The following is an 18,931-nucleotide window of genomic DNA, read 5'->3' on the forward strand; positions in this document are numbered from 1 at the left end:
ATGGAGATCAAGCTGAAACATTGCACCCTGCGGCCCTGGCAGCGGGGTGATGAAACCGCGCTGGCGCTGCACGCCAACAATTACCAAATCTGGCGCAACGTGCGCGACCGCTTCCCGCACCCCTATTCGCTCGAAGACGCCGAACGCTGGATCGAACACGCCCGCAACGAAGAACCCCTCACCAATTTCGCCATCGTGGTGGAGGGCGCGGCGGTTGGCGGCGTCGGTCTGGTCTTTCACGATGACATTTATCACCGCTCCGCCGAACTGGGTTACTGGCTGGGCGAAGCCTATTGGGGGCGCGGCTTGATGACCGAAGCCGTGGTGGGTGTGGTGGATTGGGCTTTTGCCAATTTCGACATCGCGCGTATTTACGCCGGCGTGTTGGAATGGAACCCGGCTTCGGCGCGCGTGCTCGAAAAAGCTGGCTTTCAATTTGAAGCCCGTTTGCGCAGGGCCGTCACCAAAGAGGGTTTGACGATGGATGAATTGATGTATGCCCTGGTGCGCCAGTGATGAAAGCCGTTCGCCGAACAGTCGCTGTGTGTTGACGCGCTGTGCCACTGCGCGTTTTCCTGACCTCGCCAATTTCAAACTGGTGTGACTTTCCAAAGCCTGCCCTCGCCTGCCAAAACAAATCTTGTCCAACCGAACAGGCGCAAGGAAAATTCTTTTTTCCGCCGCCGGTAATATCGCGCGCTTTCCAGAAACATTCTCTGGCGTCAGGCAACGCTGCCAGGCAGCAGCGGGAGAAGGTGGGGTGCGGAGGAGGAGCGTCGGTGACGGCGCTTGCTCGCGCCGGCAAAAGCGAGTTGATTACGAAAGGAGCAAAACCATGAACTGTTCGAAATGTCAGGCCCAACTGCCGTTGCCACGGAAACCCGTTTCGCTGGGCCAATTGTTGTTGGGCGGCTGGACGTGCCCGCATTGCCACCGCGTGTTGGATCATCAGGGCCGCGAGATCGTCGGCGAATACCAAACGGGTAAGGCCGCGTTGCTGCTCGTCCTCTTATTCGGTGGGATTGGATTGAGCAATTACCTGGCGTTTTGGGCGGGTCGCAGCGGCTTCGCATTCCTGACGCTCATCGTCACACTGGCGGTGAGTGGGTTAGGCAGCGCGGCCATCCAACCGAAAACACGTCTTCAATAAATGGAATAAATGGCAAAAACCAAGAGCTTTACTGGGAGAACTTTTATGCAACTGAATTACCGCAGAATACTTTTCACCTTCGTCAATGCCGCGTTGTTGTATGCGGCCACTTTGATGGTCACGCCGCTGCCGCCGAGCGTCACGGCTTTTGAACGTGTGCAGGGGCAGGACAAAGCGGGCAAAAATTGCGAACGCATTGATTCGCCGGGCAGCAGCACCTTCGGCAAATGCGAGAACGTTTGCAAAGACAAAGAAGTCACCCGCGATGCGCCGAACAACCGCTGGGTTTGCAAAGCGGCGAAAACCGTCGGTGCGCAAACCGGCGCCAATCATGTCCCGCTCAATGGTCAGGTGCTCGACGCGGGCAGCAAAGCACCCGCCAAAGCGCCGCGCACTGAAGGCGTCAAAGCGGGCAAAACCAAAAAGAACTGAGCGTGAACCCAAATCAAAGAGGTGAATTATGAAAACGCAAGTTATTCGTTACGCATTCTTACTGCTACTTTGTGCCTTGCTCGGCGTCATCGGCGCGCAGGCGCAAAAAGGCAAACCCAAGATCAACGCGGACGCCACTGTGGCAACGGCCAACAGCGCCAACGCCACGGGCCAATGCAAAACGCCGAAGCCTCCCAATCGCGGCTGCAAAATCACTTGTAAGCCTTGTCAGGTGCCGGTGTGTGAAAACGGGAAGTGGCAATACGAAAACATTGAAATTGATAAAGAGCAATGCCGTCCGCATCCCAACGACGATGGCGGCGTGTGCACGATTGGCACGAACGAGTATTGTCCGCCTTCGTGTAAGAAATGTATTCGGCAGTAGTACTCCATCAAGCTGTAAGTGATGGATGCTGAGAGCGCATCCGGGATGTAGGGCGGGATTAAATCCCGCCCTACATCCCTCATTTTCAGCTTGATGGAGTAGTAGGCCCCTTCTCCCTTGTTAGCGCTTGGCAGTGGCGCCAACGCCAGCGGCGCAAACCCAAGACCTGGGTTTGCGCCGCTGGCGTTTTTTGCGTATTGCGCAGGCCGCCTTGCCGGTGTGAGCGTTCGCCTTGACCATGCGACCTGCTTAATCGTAGTTTCTCTGCCTGCCTGCCAGCCTTTGGGCCGGTAGGTGCAAGCAAGCCGCGATGCGAAATCACAAGACAAAAAAACTGGCTGACGGCGCGCCCGAATCCGAGCGCCTGGCCGAAATCTACCACGTCGCCGCCCAGATTATCTGCGACAAGGGCTTCGATGCGATGACGATGAACGACATCGCCGCCGCCGTCGGCATGACCAAGGCAGGCGTCTATCACTACATTCAGGGCAAGCGGGAATTGCTGTTCGGCATTATGGATTACGGCATGACGCAACTCGAACAGCGCGTCATTGCCCCAGCCCAGACCCAGGCTGACCCGGAAGAACGGTTGCACTCCATCATCGCCGCCCACGCCCACATGATCGCCAACGGCGAACACGCCATCACCATCGTTGTGGACGAAGTCGCCGGCCTGGACGCGCGCGCGCGCAAAGCGATCAATGAGCGCAAGCGCGTGTACTTTGAATTCCTGCGCGCCACGCTCGACGAACTGAAAGCCCAGGGCCGCATGCAGGACGTAGACACGACGGTCGCGGCCTTCAGCCTATTTGGCATGATCCTCTGGCTGCCGCATTGGTTCCGCACGAATGGGCGGTTGGACACGGAACAGGTCGTGAGCGAATTGATCAAAATGGCGAGTGCCGGACTGGTGCGCGCCGCCACGAAAGCTGTTCGCAAGACAGCGCGCACGTGATTTTGTACGGCAGGCTGCCAGCCTGTCGTTGTTTCCGCAATGTGTTTGATTTGAATTCCGCAACAGGCTGGCAGCCTGTTGTACATCTTTCTCAGGAGCATTTATCCAATGAGCGAACTTGTCACCCTAAGTAAAGACGGCGACATCGGCGTTATCATCGTCAACAATCCACCCGTCAACGCCCTCAGCCCCGGTGTGCCCGAAGGCATCGCGGCGGCCATCCAGCAAGTCAGCGCCGACGACGAAATCAAAGGCGCCGTGCTGATTGGCGGCGGGCAGACCTTTATCGCTGGCGCGGACATCAAGGAATTCGGCAAAGTGACTTCCGGCCAAAAGAAAGAAGGCATCAACTTTCTGGATTTGTTGCGCACGATTGAAGATTGCCCGAAACCCACCGTCGCGGCAATTCACGGCACAGCCTTTGGCGGCGGTCTGGAAACGGCAATGGCCTTTCATTACCGCGTCGCCGTGCCCACGGCTCAGGTCGGTCAACCCGAAGTCAAACTCGGCATCATCCCCGGTGCGGGCGGCACACAACGCTTGCCTCGTCTGGCGGGCGTCGCCAAAGCCGTGCAAATGTGCGCTGATGGCAATCCGGTCAAGGCCAAAGACGCCGAGGCCGCAGGCATCATTGACCGCGTCGTCGAAAGCGATTTGTTGCAAAGCGCGCTGGCTTTCTTGCGCGAAAAGATTGCGAGCGGCGAACAACCCGTCAAAACGCGCGAACGCAATGACAAGCTCGGTGATGCGGCGACCAATACGCCGATCTTTGAAGCCGCCCGCGCCCAAGCCAAAAAGCTGATGCGTGGCCAGCTCGAATCCATCATGGCCCCGCTCGCCGCGATTGACGCGGTTGAAGCTGCCACCACGTTGCCTTACGACGAAGGCGAAGCGCGCGAACGCGAACTATTTCAGCAATGCCTCTTTTCCAACCAGTCCAAGGCCTTCATCCACGTCTTTTTCGGCGAGCGCGAAGTCGCCAAGATTCCCGATGTGCCGAAGACCACGCCCTTGATCGAGATCAAACGCGCCGCCGTCATCGGCGCGGGCACGATGGGCGGCGGCATCGCGATGAATTACGCCAACGCGGGCATCCCCGTCATCATCAAGGAAACGGCGCAAGACGCGCTGGAGCGCGGCATGGCGACGATTGCGCGCAACTATTCAAACTCGGTCAAGAAAGGCCGCTTCCCACAGGCCGTGATGGATCAGCGGATGGCGCTCATCACGCCGCAACTCACCTGGGACGGTTTCGACCAGGCCGACATCATCACCGAGGCTGTCTTTGAAGGAATGGCGCTCAAGAAAGAAATCTTTGGCGAACTCGACAAGATCGCCAAACCCGGCGCGCTTTTGGCCTCGAACACTTCAACGCTGAACATTGATGAGATTGCTTCGGCGACCACGCGCCCCGAATGGGTCATCGGCCATCACTATTTCAGTCCGGCGAACGTGATGCGCCTGCTCGAAATCGTGCGCGGCAAAGCCACGAGCAAAGAAGTCATCGCAACCTCGATGGCGCTGTCTAAAAAGCTAAAAAAAGTCGGCGTGTTAGTCGGCAATTGCTACGGTTTCGTCGGCAACCGCATGCTGCATCAATACGGACGCGAGGCGCAGTTCCTGGTCGAAGAGGGCGCGGCCCCGCAGGACGTGGACAGCGCGCTGACCCGCTTCGGCATGGCGATGGGACCGCTGGCCGTGGGCGATCTGGCCGGCCTCGATGTCGGCTGGCGCATTCGCAAAGAGCACGCGCATCTACGCAAAGAGGGCGAACGCTATCCGCTGGTCGCCGACGAATTGTGCGAACGCGGGCGTTACGGGCAAAAGACCGGCGCAGGTTGGTATAAATACGACGAGAACCGCAAAGCCATTCCTGATCCAGCAGTTGAAGCGTTGATCGAAAAGCTCGCCGCCGAAGCGGGCATCCCGCGTCGCGCGATTAGCGAAGAAGAAATCATCGAACGCACGCAATACGCCCTGATCAACGAAGGCGCCAAAATCCTGGCCGAAGGCATTGCCCTGCGCGCCGTGGATATAGACATCATTTATCTCAACGGTTACGGTTACCCGGCCTGGCGCGGCGGGCCGATGTGGTATGCCGATACGGTTGGTTTGAAGAAGGTGTATGACCGCGTGTGCGAATTCCAAGCGCAGCACGGAGCGTTGTGGGAACCGGCGGCGTTGTTGAAGGAGTTGGCGGAAGCGGGGAAGACGTTTGCGGAATTTGATAAGGCGAAGTGAAGGCTGGGTTCATTGCGAAAGAGTGTTTTCCTGTGCGGCTTCTTCTCGGTCGCATGCGAGAAAACACTCTTCGGCGCAAAGCAGCGATTCTTCGTCGGTGAGTGGCCCTGCGTCTTCGTAATCATAAACCGGCTCGCTTGGCGATGCAGTGGTGATGGCGCTCATTGGTTTGCCTCCGGCGCGATTATGTCATGCGCGCAACAAGCGGCGAAAGCGCGGGAAAGATGCGCTATGATGCGCGCGATAGCCAACTTGCTTGAGTAGGAGAACACGCTATGACGACTGAAACTTTGCAACTCACCGTCACCGGGCTGCCGGTGGGAACGCGGGCGGCGTTGGAGCGCATCGGCAACCAAAATGGCCGAAGCCTGGAAGATTACCTGCGCGAACTGATCGAAATCGAGGTGCAGTCGCAGCAGCCATCTGACGTAGCAACGAGCAACGGGACGGCGAAAAGCTTTGACCCATTGCGCCGTCGAGAATACGAATGGATCAATCAGCACCGGGACGAATATGCCGGGCGCTACGTGGCGCTCGTGGGCGACCGACTCGTGGCGCACGCGGCGACGCTCAAGGAGTTGCACAGCCTGGCGCGCGAAACTGGCGCGCACCGTCCTTTCTTTGCACGAATCGAAGCGAAGGATGAACTGCCGTTTGGAGGCTGGTGATTATGGCGCATCAGTTGGAGGTTGAACGGGTGTTGCAATACGAGACGCGTCAGGCGGGCATCAACGTCCCGATCACGCTCCGGGCGGGCGATCTTTACGCAGACATCGCCGCCAAACTCGACACTGGCTGCACCGATTGCATTTTTGAGCGGGCGCACGGCGAAGCATTGGGCCTGGACGTCGAGAGCGGCAGTTTGAAACGTTTTCGCACCGCTACCGGCAATTTCCCGGCCTACGGGCACATGGTTACGTTGGCAGTGGAGGAGTTCGAGTTTGAAGCGCTGGTCTATTTTGCCGCCGATTATTTCTTTGACCGCAACGTCGTTGGGCAGCACGGCTTTCTGAATCATCTGTTGGTTGGGTTGGATGATTACGCTGGCCAGTTGTATCTCAACGACAATGCCACTTCCGCTGTCAGCGCCTGAGGCCACCCGCTCTTCCGCCCGGCTTTTGCCGCACCCAGCCAGACGGAGAAACGCCCATGCATAATCCCTTCACCATCGGCAGCATGATTCAAAACCCGGCGGAGTTTGTCGGGTGCGCGGCGGAGTTGCAGTTCCTGCTGACGCGGCTGCGGTCGCTGCAAAGCTGTTCGGTCGTCGGCGAGCGGCGCATCGGCAAGTCTTCGTTGCTCTATCACCTGCACCAGACGGGCGCGGCCCGGTTGGGCGAAGCGGGCTTCCGGTTTGTTTATGCCGAACTGGCTGATGCCGCCGCGCAAACCGTCGTGGATTTTTTGCGCACCGTACTCGACGCGGTGCAATGCCCTACTGACACGATCAAGGACGACAACAAGCCGAGCCGCAACCTGACGGCCTTCGATCAGGCGATCAAGGCGCGGGCCGAAGCGGGCGAGCGCCTCGTGCTGTGTCTGGATGAATTCGAAGCCCTGTTTGAGAATCCGGCGGAATTCAACAATGCGTTTTTCAATCACCTGCGCACGATGGTCAAGCATCTTCGGCTGGGGCGGCTGGCGCTGGTGACGGCTTTCGCAAACGCCGCTTTGCCGTTCTAAGATTGGTCTATGGAGCCTGATTGTAGATGCTAAATGAAGCTAAATATCTCGAACTGATTCTGAACCCTCTTCGCGTTTGTGCTCGGTATAAGCCCAAATTCGGTCAAGGGGCAAAAGGGACTGGGCTGACATTGCCGCAATTCCAGCAACTTTATCAAGGTGATCCATTTTATAGCTGGTTTGGTCTTGATAATCCGCTGATGTACGCTGCTCACAAAGCGGCAGGTGGGATGACCAGCGTTTATCGGCAAATTGGTATCGGTTGTGAAAAGCTATTTCGCGTTGTGTTACAAGACGCGCTTGGCCTAGATGATGCCGATACTATTTGGTCTTATGAAGTGCCACTTATCAGTGGCAAGACTCGCACGCTTGCTCTGGACGGAAGAGTTTTACTTGAAAAAATTGCAGACGAAACAAAGCGGAAACGCTTTCAGGCCTGGATGAAGCAATCTTCGGCCCTCCTTGGTATTGATCCGAAAGTGTTCTCGACCTTGACCGGTACGGTGTTTGAGGTGCGGCAAGGCTATAAAAGCAAGGACTCAAAGCGGCAGAACGCCGATATTGCCAACGCAGCGACGGCTTATACGAAAGCCTACTTGCCTTGTGCTGCCATTCTCTCCGCACAAATTGATGGCGACATTCTGCTGCGGTATCGCGCTGAGAAATGGGTCGTACTCACTGGGATCGAAGGCGTCAATGACCCTTTGACTTCGACTTACGATTTTATGCGTGATGTCGTGGGCTACGATCTCGTGGCCTTCTTCCAACGTAATCAGCAGACGCTGCGTGCTGAAATTGATACCGTACTCAAAGCATTGCTTACGCCGGAGGCTGCCGTATGAGACCTGCCTTCGAACGCGAACGACTCCTTCAACGAGCGGATTACACGTATAAGTTCAACACCCAAACCGGCAGACATGGTTGGTTGCGTCTCACGCCCGCCTATTCATTGAAGATCGTAGAAGAACTCGTGGCCGGACATGAACAATCACAGCGCATCTTCGATCCATTCTGTGGAACCGGAACCACAGCCCTGAGCGCCGCCTATCACGGACACGAAGGCGTCACCACCGACATCAATCCTTTTTTGGTGTGGTTTGCTCAAACGAAGACGGCGCATTACACGCCCAAAGAAATATCGGCGGCACAAAACGCTTGTGCCAGTGCGCTTGATCTGGTGCGGCGCAAAGCCACTGAACCGGTCGCTGCGCCACCGCTGCACAACATTGAGCGTTGGTGGACGACAAAGGCGCTCGACTTTTTGTGTTTGCTGCGCGCCGCGATTTCGGCGGTGAGCCAAGAGCGAACCGCCGTGCGCAATTTGCTGTCAGTGGCTTTTTGCCGCTCGCTGATTGCGCTCTCGAATGTCGCATTCAACCATCAATCCATGTCGTTCAAAGATGACGCCCAACTCGCCTTGGATTTCGATCTGGACATGGCAGGAATGTTTACTAAAGACGTGCGCTTTGTTTTGCAAGGCGCGGCTGAAAACCCGGTGGGCAAAGCCGTTGTCGCACTCGGTGACTCGCGCCGTCCCGCGAGTGTGGTGCAAGGGGCGTATGATTTAGTCATCACCTCGCCGCCTTATGCTAATCGCATGTCTTACATTCGTGAGTTGCGTCCCTATATGTATTGGCTCGGCTTCTTGCAAGACGGGCGCAACGCGGGGGAACTGGATTGGACAGTGATTGGCGGAACCTGGGGTATTGCCACCAGCCGTTTGATTGAATGGCGACGCGCTGACGAACATTTCAAGAGCGAACGACTTAGCGCCGTACTCGATCAGATCGCGCACGCCGACAACAAGAGCGGCGTCGTGCTGGCAAATTACGTCGCCAAGTATTTCGATGATATGTGGGCGCACTTTCAAGGCTTGCCGCCTGTCCTTGCGCATGACGCGGAAGTTCATTACATCGTCGGCAATTCGACCTTTTACGGTGTAGTAGTCGCCACCGAATTGCTTTACGCCGAAATGCTGGCAGCGCTCGGTTTTCGTAACATCGAGTGCAAAGCGATTCGCAAGCGCAACTCCAAAAAAGAGCTTGTCGAATTCGATGTGGTCGGGCGATGGCAAAATGGTGAGCGGCGATAAGCCTTATCGTTATCCCGTAAATCCTGTCCAAGACCCGCGTAGGAGGAGTGAATGGAAATTGCAATCTTGTTATTCGACCGGCTGACCGCGCTCGACGCCATCGGGCCATATGAAGTGCTCAGCCGCATTCCCAGCGCGACCATCAAAATGGTCGCTAAACAAGCCGGGCCGCTACGCAACGATACGGGCAGTTTGGCGTTAGTGGCCGATTACACGCTTAAGCAAGTTCCAGCGCCCGACATCTTCGTTGTGCCAGGGGGGCCAGGGCAGATGGCGTTGATGGATGATGAAGAGGTCTTGAACTGGGTGCGCCGTGCGCACGCAACGTCGAAATGGACGGCTTCAGTCTGTACAGGTTCGCTGGTGTTGGGTGCGGCGGGATTGCTGAAAGACTTGAAAGCGACTTCGCACTGGCTGGCCTATGATGCATTGCGGGCATTGGGTGCTGAGCCGACCGAACAGCGCGTCGTGATCGCAGGCAAGATCATCACAGCGGCAGGTGTCTCGGCAGGCATTGATATGGCGTTGACGCTGGCGGCGCGCGTTTGTGGTGAGGCCGTCGCGCAAGCCATACAGCTTGGCATCGAATACGACCCACAACCGCCATTTGACGCCGGGTCGCCGGGCAAAGCGCCGCCCGCGATTGTCGAACGGTTGCGCGCGCGCAGCCGCTTCATTCTGCAAGGGCAGTAATTTCAAATTTGCAATTCTGAATAGGAGAAACCATGAGAGAAGTCGTAATCGTTGACAGCGTGCGCACGCCGTTAGCGAAATCGTTTCGCGGTTCATTCAACATGACCAAGCCCGCCGATTTGCTGGCGCATGCGATCAAGAGTTTGCTGGAACGTGCACCGCAAACTGCCGCCGAGATTGATGATGTGATTGCCGGCTGCGCACAACCCAGCGGCCAGCAAGGGCAAAACGTCGCGCGCATCAGCGCGTTGATGGCGGGCTTGCCGCCTTCGGTCGCCGCGACCACCGTCAATCGGTTTTGTTCATCCGGCTTGCAAGCGATTGCGATGGCGGCGGCGCAGATTCGCGAGGGCGCGGACGTCGCGATTGGCTGCGGCGTCGAAAGCATCTCGTTTATGAAGCGCGATTTTGAGCCGCAGCCGTGGATTCAGGAACATTACCCCGGTATTTACATGGTCATGGGCGATACCGCCGAAGTCGTCGCCAAACGCTATGGCATTAGTCGCCAAGTACAGGATGAATACTCGCTGATGAGCCAACAACGCACGGCGCGCGCGCAGGCCGAAGGTTTTTTCAACGACGAGATCGTGCCGATGCAAGTCACGCGCGGTATCCTCGATAAAGCGACCGGCCAGATCGCCAGCACCGAGGAACACCTCTGCGACCGTGACGAATGCAATCGTGCCGACACGACGTTGGAAGGTTTGCTGGCCCTAAAACCGCACTTTGACAAAGAGAGCGGGCAGGGCAGTGTGACGGCGGGCAATTCGTCGCAACTGTCGGATGGCGCTTCGGCCACGCTCGTGATGTCGCGCGAACGTGCCGACGCCTTGGGCCTTAAACCCAAGCTGATCTTTCGTGGCTTTGCCGTCGCCGGTTGCGAACCGGACGAGATGGGCATCGGGCCGATTTATGCTGTGCCCAAACTGCTCAAGCGCCACGGCCTGACGGTCAATGACATTGATCTGTGGGAGTTGAACGAAGCCTTTGCCGTGCAGGTCGTCTATTGCCGCGACTTCCTCGGCATTTCGCAAGACAAGCTCAACGTCAATGGAGGTTCAGTTTCGATTGGGCATCCGTTTGGCATGACCGGTTCGCGCATGGTCGGCACGCTGGCGAATCAGATGCGGCGTAGCAGCGCACGGCTCGGCGTGGTGACGATGTGCATTGGTGGTGGGCAGGGCGCGGCGGGCTTGTTCGAAACCTGCAATTGAAACTGAAACTGCGGTCATGGCTGGCGCGAGATCCCAGGCGTGACGCAAACGCATGCCTCAATTCACGCGGCAACGCTCAAATCAGCGAGGCACCGCATTGTCGGCGGGCTTGGATGTAGCTGTATCAGCACCGCTGGTAGAGGGTAAGGTGCATTTCAAGATGAAGGTCACGCCGCTTGTGCCGAGCAAGCGGACCGTGCCTTTCGCGCTGACTTCAGCGGTGAAGAAAATCGTATCAAGCGAGAACTCGCCGAAGTTTCCCGGCGTCTTTTGCACCACGCTTTGCATACTTCAAGAAATTGGCGGAGGCATTGTTCCAGTTTTGCCGCGGTTATTTCCCCATCCCCATAGCGTATTTCGCTTAGCTGATCGAAAAGATCTCCACGCGAAGCCGTCCCCCGTCATAGTCTTCACGGCCAAAGATATTGAGGGCGGATGATTGTGGCAATCTCTGTTGTTTTTTCATGAGAAGTGTTCCTTTAACCGAATGTCGGGATCAGCATAAAGCGTGTAAAGAATGCCAAGCGGATTATTATACTTCCGCAGCAGTTCGTAACGCGCGTGATGAAACGCCATCGCGAGTGACGCATTGTCCAAAAGTTTGCGGTAAAACTCGATGGAAAAGAAGGAAGCTACTTCATCAGGAATCGGAGCTTCCGTACCGATGAAGCCGCGATTTTCGTTGTCCTCCAAAAAGAATTTCAGGAACGACGTGAGATTGTGTGGATGACTGAGCGCGCTGCCACAAGAGTTGAAAAATATCAGCGGAAAAGCCTGGCAGTCAGGTGGCGACCCTAGTAAGGCGTATACGCGTTTGATTTCTCTGACCGTGACATGGCGCAAATACTCTGGCGCGTGTGCCAAAGTTAGCGAATGGTCTTCCGCATTGTCATTTGTAGTGTCGCTATGGCAAGCGAAGTGTTGAATTTGATCGGAGCGCAAATCACGCGGTGCCGTAAACCTTAAAAACGGATCATGGATGTGTTTGACAAAATGTTGAGTAACATCCTCGTCCAGCAACTCATCTTTTGGCCAAGGGCCAATCAACTCAACCTTACGATGCTTCTCCAGAAACTTGATCTCTTTTTTCACCCCTGCAAATCCGGCATGCTGAAAAAATTTAAGGGGTAACTGAGGGTTACTTTCGAGAAACGGCGCGATGCCACGTTGCGCCTTGGGTGGAATTCGTTCAACCACCAAAACAAAACCCAGAAAGCGACGTATGAAAGCCATCAGTCGGTCGCGATTGTCAAAGGCAGAAGGAAATTCAAGTTGTTGGTCTACCGGGTCAAAAACCGGCAAATATTCCAGCGGGATGAGATCACCCACGGGCGCTTTCACATGAAGCGTAACCAGCAGGGGAACAGATTGCCGGTGCGGCGCGCTTCCATAGGTATCATGAAAAATGGCTTTTACTCCCGACCACTTTTTCCCGAAAAGTGCCAGACTCACTTCCCGTGTGTATCCGTGAAGTTCCAAAAGCGCCTCATCGACTTCGGCGGAAGGCAGCGGCCATTTGAGTTGTTGCGCAAGCGTTCGCTGAAATTTCTCAAGGCACTTCTGCAATCCTGCGCGCAACTCGGATAGACGAGCTTGATTGAAGGGTCGTTTGATCTTAATAGGCGCGGAATTAGGGCGTGAGAACTCCCACTTACTCCCTTTGGCATTGATCTTGATCTTGATCGTTAGAGGACGGCCCTGTGCCGCAGTGTCGAGGGGGATGGGTTGCGTCATGACCGAGGAGCGCCTCCTATGCGATTTGAATGGTAAACGACAAGTACTGAATCAGGCGATTTTTTTGATAAACCCCAACGGAAGCGTCATGTTCGCCAGTTTCAACAGGAGCAGTAAAAGGAAGCTCTATTATTTCTGAAGGCTTGTCGGCTGGCGCTTTGACAGACTTCCGAATGGCATCAGGGAAAGATGACTCGATTTCTATTTCCAGATCGAACGTCGGTTCGTCTACCGTTTGCCCGCCCCTGATCAAAACGGCTTCCGCCATGCCTGTGGCAGGTCTTTCCGAAAGCAATTGCACCTGAAGCTCACACGCCGCACCAGCTTCCAGTGCCAATATCCGTTCTTTGCCTTGCGGTGACAGTTCCTTGCCCTGCGAGTGAAGACTGGCGACAATGAAACCTTCGTAATTGTCCAGTGGCTCACTACGAAGCGTACCTTTGAGTTCATCCGCGATGGCACCGCGCACTTCAGTTATGAGTTCCTTGCTGAACAAGGCACGTACCTTTTGGTCAGCTTGCTCCTGCTGCTGCTGCTCAGTTTGAGCCGTCTCATCCAACGCACTGCGGATTTCGTCAATCAGCCCCTTCCCATTGACTGAATGTCCGTCCAGGTTAGGGGAGATTTTTTGCTTGTCCAAAAAACGTACCGTTGCCGGATAACTCTTTTGTGCAATCTCAGTGAGACGGCGCGTGATTTCAAAGTACGTATCAGGGTCATCAGAAAAACTGCTCATGATAACTTTAGGCAGTTTCTGACAGGTCGTTTCAGCTAAAAGCAAACCAGAGAAGTCGTGGGATTGCCGATCATCGTTCAACCGAACGTCGAAAACCGCCAGCGCCAGTTCATGCTGCCGTTGCTGGGCAATCTCACGAGCTTGCCCTGGCGATGTGGCTTGGGCGACTTCGTAACCATGCTCTTCAAGCAGTGCAACAACTTGCTCACGGAATTCGTCATTATTTTCAGCTAGCAGGATCAGTTGCTTTGGCATTTCGAATGCTCCTTCATTTATCCTTTTTTGTGCCTGATGAAAGCTCGCGGCAAGCGTTGGTTCTCAGCGAAAGCCGCGCGACTATAAAGCTGCCGCAATGCAGGGGCAAGCAGTCTCAGCATAGTGGTAGCGAAATCATCATCGTCGTACCGTCATCACCAGTATGGGTACAACGCAATTGGCCGTCGTAGGTATCGACAATCAACCGTGCGATGAGCAATCCCATGCCGCGACCGCGTGACTTTCTGATTGGTTCACGAAGAATCAGGATGCGGATTTCTGGCGGGATTCCGAACCCGTTGTCGGTAACAAAAATTTCTGCCAGCCCACTCACATTCCGGCTGCCAATAGACACCTTGCGTTTAGGCCGCCCTTCCGTAGCCGCCATCGCGTTATCCACCAGCGTACTGAGTGCTTGTTCCAACCATTCTGGGCTGACAGTAATGGTTGCATCTACGTATGCTTGCAGATCAAGTTGGAGTGACACATCAGGATAGTAACCATAAGCCCTCCATTTCTCAGCTTGCTTTGCTAGAAAATCGTTCAACTTGATGCGCTGTCTGCCTTCTGCGGTAGTGAGTGATGGCAAGGCGGGCATTTGCTTAAGTTGGTCAGCGTGACGACGGAGCTTCGCGGTGCGCGCAATGATTTCATCACCCAATTGCTGACGCTCCAATTCTTGTTGGAGTGATGCGGCCTCCATACTCAAGCTGATGGCGCGATTGGCAATGGTGTGGCGTTGCGTTGCACTGCCGATGCCCATCCAAGCTAGGCTCTGAGCGCGTTTCAATGCCTGATACCGGCGAGCGTTCCGAACTGCGATAGCGGCTTGCGCCGCCAGACTCTCAACATTTCTTTCATCCTCTTCGCTGAACGCCGCAAGGTCGGGATGCTCGATAGTAAGGACTCCAACGACCAGCCGCTCTTGCTGCTCATTCTCAAGAATAAGCGGGACAGAAAGTTGTGAATTGATTTCTGACTTGAGCACATAGTAGTCAGGGTCCTTGTTTACATCGAAAACGTTTTGCGTTTTTCTGGTCTTCACCGCGCGTTGCGGTATTCCGCGAGGCCGCCCAGTTGGTGATTCATCAAAGGAAGGGAGTACCGATTCGGGTTTAAGCTGCCGCCTAATCTCTTCTGAGCTGGCTGCAACGAAATTAAGTAAGCCAGTTTCTTCGATAACGCCGATATGGCTGAAGCACCCCTTATCCGCGCAAGCGCCGACAATCTGTAAGGCCTGTTCCGAAATTACTCGTAAAGTTTTCTCCACATCATCCACATCCCGCATCACCTCCTTCGTGGCGTTGAACAGCCCGGTTAGCACGTCAGCACGTTTTTGCGCCTTTGCCAGCAGTTGCCAGTTACGCACGGCAATCGCGACCTGGCTGGCAAAATGCTTGATACGAGTGGTTTCGTTTTCGGTGAAGCGGTGCGGGTAACGATAGTTGAAAAACATCACTCCGACATTGCCTGCGGTAGTGAGGAGCGGTGCAACGGCAAGCGATTGAATCCCTTCCTCAGCCGCGAAACGCGAGTGGTGAAAGAGTTCGTCCTGACTGACGTCTTCGATTACATATAATTCCCGCTTCTCCAGCATTCCATGCACAATAGGGCTTTTCGGGCCAGCCATGTGTATGCCGAAGCGTGCTTTTTCCGGTTCACGAACCCCAATGTTGAATGGCTCAGGATTCAGCCGTTTCGTGTCGGGGTCGTAGGAGTAAAGCACAATGACGTCGCAATTGATTCTCTCTCTGGTGGCCTCAACAACTTGAGAAAGGAAATCAGATTTAGCGAGCGCCGTCAGCTCAGTCACCTTGCGGGCGGTTTCCTGTTCGTCGCTAATTTGCTGTAACAATCCTGTTTTTCGTAGCGAGAGTGCGGCAAAGGCGGCAAAGCTTTCCAGCAAATGCTGGTCATATTGCTCGAACCGGCGCGGTTCACGATAGTGCAGGTAAAGCACGCCCACTGCCTCGTCCCCGACCTTGAGCGCCACGCCCTGAAAACTTTTGATGCCATAACCCATAAAGCGAGCGCGTGTTTCTACTGACATAGATGACTCAGCGGATTCGAGGTCTGGTTCGGCCATCCATCCCCGCTCTAACAACGTGTAAGATGTGCGCCTCGGTTGAGGTGGGTCAGCTTTCAGTTTGGTCAGCAAATCAGGCGAACCGCCAGCAACGATAGGGTTATCTGATATGAACTGGTTCTGTCCTTGATCAAAAACCCAGAGAACGGCGAAATCAGCGCTGACCAGTTTCCGTGCCTCTTCGACAATGGCCTGATGGGTTTCCGACAATTTCAACTTATTGTCCAGCACCTGTGTGGCATGGTGAAGCAAATCCAAACGTGCCTTATGCTCGTTGACCAAGGCGTGTGCGCGAGCATTTTGAAGGGCAAGCGCAGCTTGAGCAGCTAGCGCTTCCGCATGTTTCTCGTCTTCCTCATCAAATGCTTCGCGGTCAGGGTGTTCGATGGTGAGTACGCCCATAACACGCTCACCAATGAAAAGCGGAACTGACAATTGCGAATTGATGTAAAGACGCGGACGAAACACATCGGGGTCGCTTTGCACATCACCGACATTTTTCACCTGGCCGGTTTTAGCTACCAGCCCGTTGATGCCGATACGCTCTTCTGGTCGGGGCAGATTCACCAGCGCCATCTCCGCGCGTAATTTATGAAGTTCCTCTGCCGGGCTGGCAGCAACAAAAGAAAGAGTGTCATCTTTAAGTTCGACAATGTGCGTGAAGCACTGATGGTATTGGTCGGCTCCGCGAAACATTTGCAAAGCCTGATCGGAAATGGCCCGCAAGGTTTCTGGTAGTTGCAGGCTGCGGGTTATAGCTTTCCCGGCCTCCAACAATCCTTCCAGCACTTTGGCTTGTCGGACAGTAGGGAGATAAAACTGAGCATTAAAAATTACGGTGCTTGTCTGATCGGCGAACAACTGAATGTTGGCGACTTCCTCATCGGTAAACACATGGCGAGAGCGATAGTTCGCAAACATTACCCCAATCGTCTGCCCGGCGGCTTTCAGCGGAAACACTGCCAGCGACTTGATGCCTTCTCGATGAGCGAACGGGGTGTCTTTGAATTTTGCATTGGCCGTCACATCCTCAATCAGTTCAGGAGCCGCACGCCATAGCGAATCGCGGACGAGTTGGCTGGGGTGTTGACCGGTGGTGGCTTCTTTCGGGTAAGACAGTCCATCAGTTGTAGGCGGGTATTCAAGTCGTTGGATAAGCGGGTTGTAGACATACAACGTCACCGCATCGCACCGGATGATATTTCTGGTTTTCTGCGCAATGGCGGTCAAGACCTCAGTGCGCTTGCCGTGTGCCGTTGCCTGGGCGATGGTGGTAGCGATCTCGGTGGATTGCTTGATTTGCGCAAACAGCACGGCTTTTTTGAGCGACAGCGCGGCAGCCGTTGAAAAACTTTCAACCAGTTGTTTATGTGCCTCACCGAAAACGCGTGTGGTGCGATAGCCTGCCAACAAAAAACCAACTGGTTCCTCGCGGACTTTCAAGGCTATTACTTCCAGACTGACCATCTCCATCTCCTCAAACCATTTTCGATGCTCAGCCTGAAACATTTCCGGTGCGACTTGCTTTAGATCAGGGATAAGGAGGTAGCCCAGTTTGATGGCCTCTTTGGTCAATTTGGTTGGGCGCGGTGGGTCGGCAGCGAATTGTTCCCAAATCGCTGGTGGTACCCCTACGTTCATCATCTCCTGGGGAACAAAACGATCGTGAGCATATTCATAGCGCAAAAAGAGTGTGGCATCAGCGCGCAAAATATCCTTAGCTAGCTTGACCAGATTTTGCTCAAGCTGCGGTAAATCGAGTTCTTCCGCCATCTCCAGCGTGGCCTGATGCAAACGGATCAACTCTTCCTTGCGGCGATTGATGAGCAGTGGTGCCGTAATCTGTGTGGCAACGCGGGTGACTAAGTCGCGATCCCCGGCCGTGAATTGGTGGGGCGCAGCGGATCGGTGTTCGCCAATTTCGAGGAACCCGACCAACTGCTCGTCTAAGTGCAACGGTACGATCAGCAACGCCTGAAGCGGATGGCGTATATTGAGCGCCGCTGAAATCTTTTTCAGTATTTGCTGCTGACGTATTTCAGCACTTCGCAACAACAGCGGTTGCGTGCGGTTGAGCACGTCTATCAACCCGGGCCAGTCATTAAATTTCACGCTTTGCCATGCGCCTTCCTGCCATTGCAGCCCGCCATTGATATTCGCATTGAGGCAGGCGGCAACTACCCGCAGCATTTGGTTATGCTCGTCCAACAACAAAATGCGGCAGAACGTGTGTGGCAAAGCGCGCAGCATTTTTTCAGCCAACATAGGTAATCCGTCTTCCCGCTCGACCAGGGTCGGGGCTTCCAGCAAGAGCGCATGCCGGTCGGCCAGGTGACGCAAGGTGTGATCAAAATAACCGACGCTGCCACAACGCTGCCCGCGGGCGTTGTAAAGCCAGAAAGCCGTCAACCGAATTGGTACGCTCTCTCCATCGCGGTGTCGCATGAAGGTATCGTATTCTGTAAGCCTGCCTGCTTCGCTCTGGTGCAGCTTCGCGCCAATCCGCCGTGGTTCCTCTGGCTCGACATACAGCATTGTTACTTCAGCACCCAGCACGTCAGCGGCGCGATAGCCAATGATTTTTTCAGCCTGCCGGTTAAGAACGACTATCCGTCCTGACTGATCTACGGCAATCACGCCGGTCGGGCCATTATCAATCACATTGGCTAAGTCATCTTTGAGTCGGGCGAGATCGCTGATTCTGGCCTGTCCTTTTTCCAAGACTTCAGCTTGTTTTCTGGCTTGTTCCAGCGCCTGTGCTATCTCCAACGCCGTCGCAGCCTGTTCTGCCAGGCTGCGGCATAACTCAACCTCAACCGCCGTGAATTCGCGTGTTCGCCCAACACTATCCAGGCCGAGCGAACCGAGCAGCCGCCCTTGATAGATGACTGGAACAAGCAAGGTCGAGCGAATGTCCTGATTAAGCAATATCTCGCGCCCCGCACCAAGCGGTTGATCCGCCGTTACGTCGCCGATCACAAGCGGTTCGCGCAACGTGACGAAGCGCTCCGCCGCTGCCGCCCCGCGCACGGGAATCACGCGCCCGACTTCGCCCAAGTCTGGGAATTCGGCATAGACGCGTCCAGTTTCCAACCGCTCATCAAAGAGTACAAAGCCGCAGTGCCCCACCTCAAAAAATTGGACAGCCGCCTGACAAGTAGCCTGCAACACCTGTTGCGGGCTTTGGCTGGCCAGGATGGCCGTGCTGAGTTTGATCAGTTGTGCGAGGCGAGGCATGTGCTGCTCGTTCATAGGATTTCTGGCATAGGGTTTCT

The 18,931-nt window shown here is 55.2% G+C and carries 18 protein-coding genes; 14 read left to right on the forward strand and 4 right to left on the reverse strand.

The genetic code is table 11. From position 1 onward, the window contains the following. The 6 genes from HY011_04020 to HY011_04045 all read left to right on the forward strand — a co-directional run bounded on the left by HY011_04020 (position 1) and on the right by HY011_04045 (position 5,163). Positions 1-516, forward strand: a complete 516-nt coding sequence (locus tag HY011_04020) for a GNAT family N-acetyltransferase (GenBank protein ID MBI3422080.1) — start codon at positions 1-3, stop codon at positions 514-516. A 319-nt stretch (positions 517-835) separates the two neighbouring features. Beyond that, positions 836-1,150 carry a hypothetical protein gene (locus HY011_04025; protein MBI3422081.1) on the forward strand — a complete coding sequence of 105 codons (315 nt, stop codon included), beginning with the start codon at positions 836-838 and terminating at the stop codon, positions 1,148-1,150. Between the two features lie 45 nt (positions 1,151-1,195). Further along, complete coding sequence (locus HY011_04030; protein MBI3422082.1) at positions 1,196-1,582, forward strand: hypothetical protein; 387 nt, start codon at positions 1,196-1,198, stop codon at positions 1,580-1,582. A 28-nt stretch (positions 1,583-1,610) separates the two neighbouring features. Further along, on the forward strand, positions 1,611-1,967 hold the full coding sequence (locus HY011_04035) for a hypothetical protein (protein ID MBI3422083.1): 357 nt from the start codon (positions 1,611-1,613) through the stop codon (positions 1,965-1,967). A gap of 310 nt (positions 1,968-2,277) precedes the next feature. Further along, a complete protein-coding gene (locus HY011_04040; protein MBI3422084.1) occupies positions 2,278-2,922 on the forward strand; it encodes a TetR/AcrR family transcriptional regulator in 645 nt (214 codons plus the stop codon). Between the two features lie 108 nt (positions 2,923-3,030). Then, positions 3,031-5,163, forward strand: a complete 2,133-nt coding sequence (locus HY011_04045) for an enoyl-CoA hydratase/isomerase family protein (protein ID MBI3422085.1) — start codon at positions 3,031-3,033, stop codon at positions 5,161-5,163. A 9-nt stretch (positions 5,164-5,172) separates the two neighbouring features. Here the strand turns inward: HY011_04045 and HY011_04050 are convergent, their stop codons facing one another. After that, positions 5,173-5,328 (reverse strand): hypothetical protein, encoded by a 156-nt coding sequence (locus tag HY011_04050; protein MBI3422086.1) that lies wholly within the window; start codon positions 5,326-5,328, stop codon positions 5,173-5,175. Between the two features lie 110 nt (positions 5,329-5,438). On the opposite strand from HY011_04050, the gene HY011_04055 reads away from it, so the two are divergent. From HY011_04055 to HY011_04090, 8 genes are read left to right on the forward strand one after another with little or no spacing between them, the layout of a single operon-like run. Beyond that, on the forward strand, positions 5,439-5,831 hold the full coding sequence (locus HY011_04055) for a hypothetical protein (GenBank protein ID MBI3422087.1): 393 nt from the start codon (positions 5,439-5,441) through the stop codon (positions 5,829-5,831). 2 nt (positions 5,832-5,833) lie between these two features. Continuing rightward, the gene (locus HY011_04060; GenBank protein MBI3422088.1) at positions 5,834-6,256 is read left to right on the forward strand and encodes a hypothetical protein; all 423 of its coding nucleotides are present in this window, start codon (positions 5,834-5,836) and stop codon (positions 6,254-6,256) included. Positions 6,257-6,312: 56 nt separating this feature from the next. Further along, the gene (locus HY011_04065) at positions 6,313-6,846 is read left to right on the forward strand and encodes an ATP-binding protein (GenBank protein ID MBI3422089.1); all 534 of its coding nucleotides are present in this window, start codon (positions 6,313-6,315) and stop codon (positions 6,844-6,846) included. A gap of 26 nt (positions 6,847-6,872) precedes the next feature. Further along, positions 6,873-7,688, forward strand: coding sequence for a hypothetical protein (locus tag HY011_04070; GenBank protein MBI3422090.1), 816 nt, complete (start codon positions 6,873-6,875; stop codon positions 7,686-7,688). After that, the gene (locus tag HY011_04075) at positions 7,685-8,938 is read left to right on the forward strand and encodes a DNA adenine methylase (protein MBI3422091.1); all 1,254 of its coding nucleotides are present in this window, start codon (positions 7,685-7,687) and stop codon (positions 8,936-8,938) included. Before HY011_04070 ends, HY011_04075 begins: the two co-directional genes overlap by 4 nt. Positions 8,939-8,989: 51 nt before the next feature. Then, on the forward strand, positions 8,990-9,631 hold the full coding sequence (locus HY011_04080) for a DJ-1/PfpI family protein (protein ID MBI3422092.1): 642 nt from the start codon (positions 8,990-8,992) through the stop codon (positions 9,629-9,631). Positions 9,632-9,663: 32 nt separating this feature from the next. Continuing rightward, a complete protein-coding gene (locus HY011_04085) occupies positions 9,664-10,845 on the forward strand; it encodes a thiolase family protein (GenBank protein ID MBI3422093.1) in 1,182 nt (393 codons plus the stop codon). A 52-nt stretch (positions 10,846-10,897) separates the two neighbouring features. Next, complete coding sequence (locus tag HY011_04090) at positions 10,898-11,284, forward strand: hypothetical protein (protein MBI3422094.1); 387 nt, start codon at positions 10,898-10,900, stop codon at positions 11,282-11,284. 23 nt (positions 11,285-11,307) lie between these two features. Here HY011_04090 and HY011_04095 read toward each other — a convergent pair whose 3' ends face one another. From HY011_04095 to HY011_04105, 3 genes are all read right to left on the reverse strand, one after another. After that, positions 11,308-12,579: a CHAT domain-containing protein gene (locus tag HY011_04095; GenBank protein ID MBI3422095.1), complete on the reverse strand. Its 1,272-nt coding sequence runs from the start codon at positions 12,577-12,579 to the stop codon at positions 11,308-11,310. 16 nt (positions 12,580-12,595) lie between these two features. Beyond that, positions 12,596-13,570: a response regulator gene (locus HY011_04100; GenBank protein MBI3422096.1), complete on the reverse strand. Its 975-nt coding sequence runs from the start codon at positions 13,568-13,570 to the stop codon at positions 12,596-12,598. A 115-nt stretch (positions 13,571-13,685) separates the two neighbouring features. Continuing rightward, on the reverse strand, positions 13,686-18,908 hold the full coding sequence (locus HY011_04105) for a GAF domain-containing protein (GenBank protein MBI3422097.1): 5,223 nt from the start codon (positions 18,906-18,908) through the stop codon (positions 13,686-13,688). Positions 18,909-18,931: the final 23 nt, after the last annotated feature.

The sequence above is a fragment of the Acidobacteriota bacterium genome, from assembly GCA_016196035.1.
Classification (GTDB): Bacteria; Acidobacteriota; Blastocatellia; order RBC074; family RBC074; genus JACPYM01.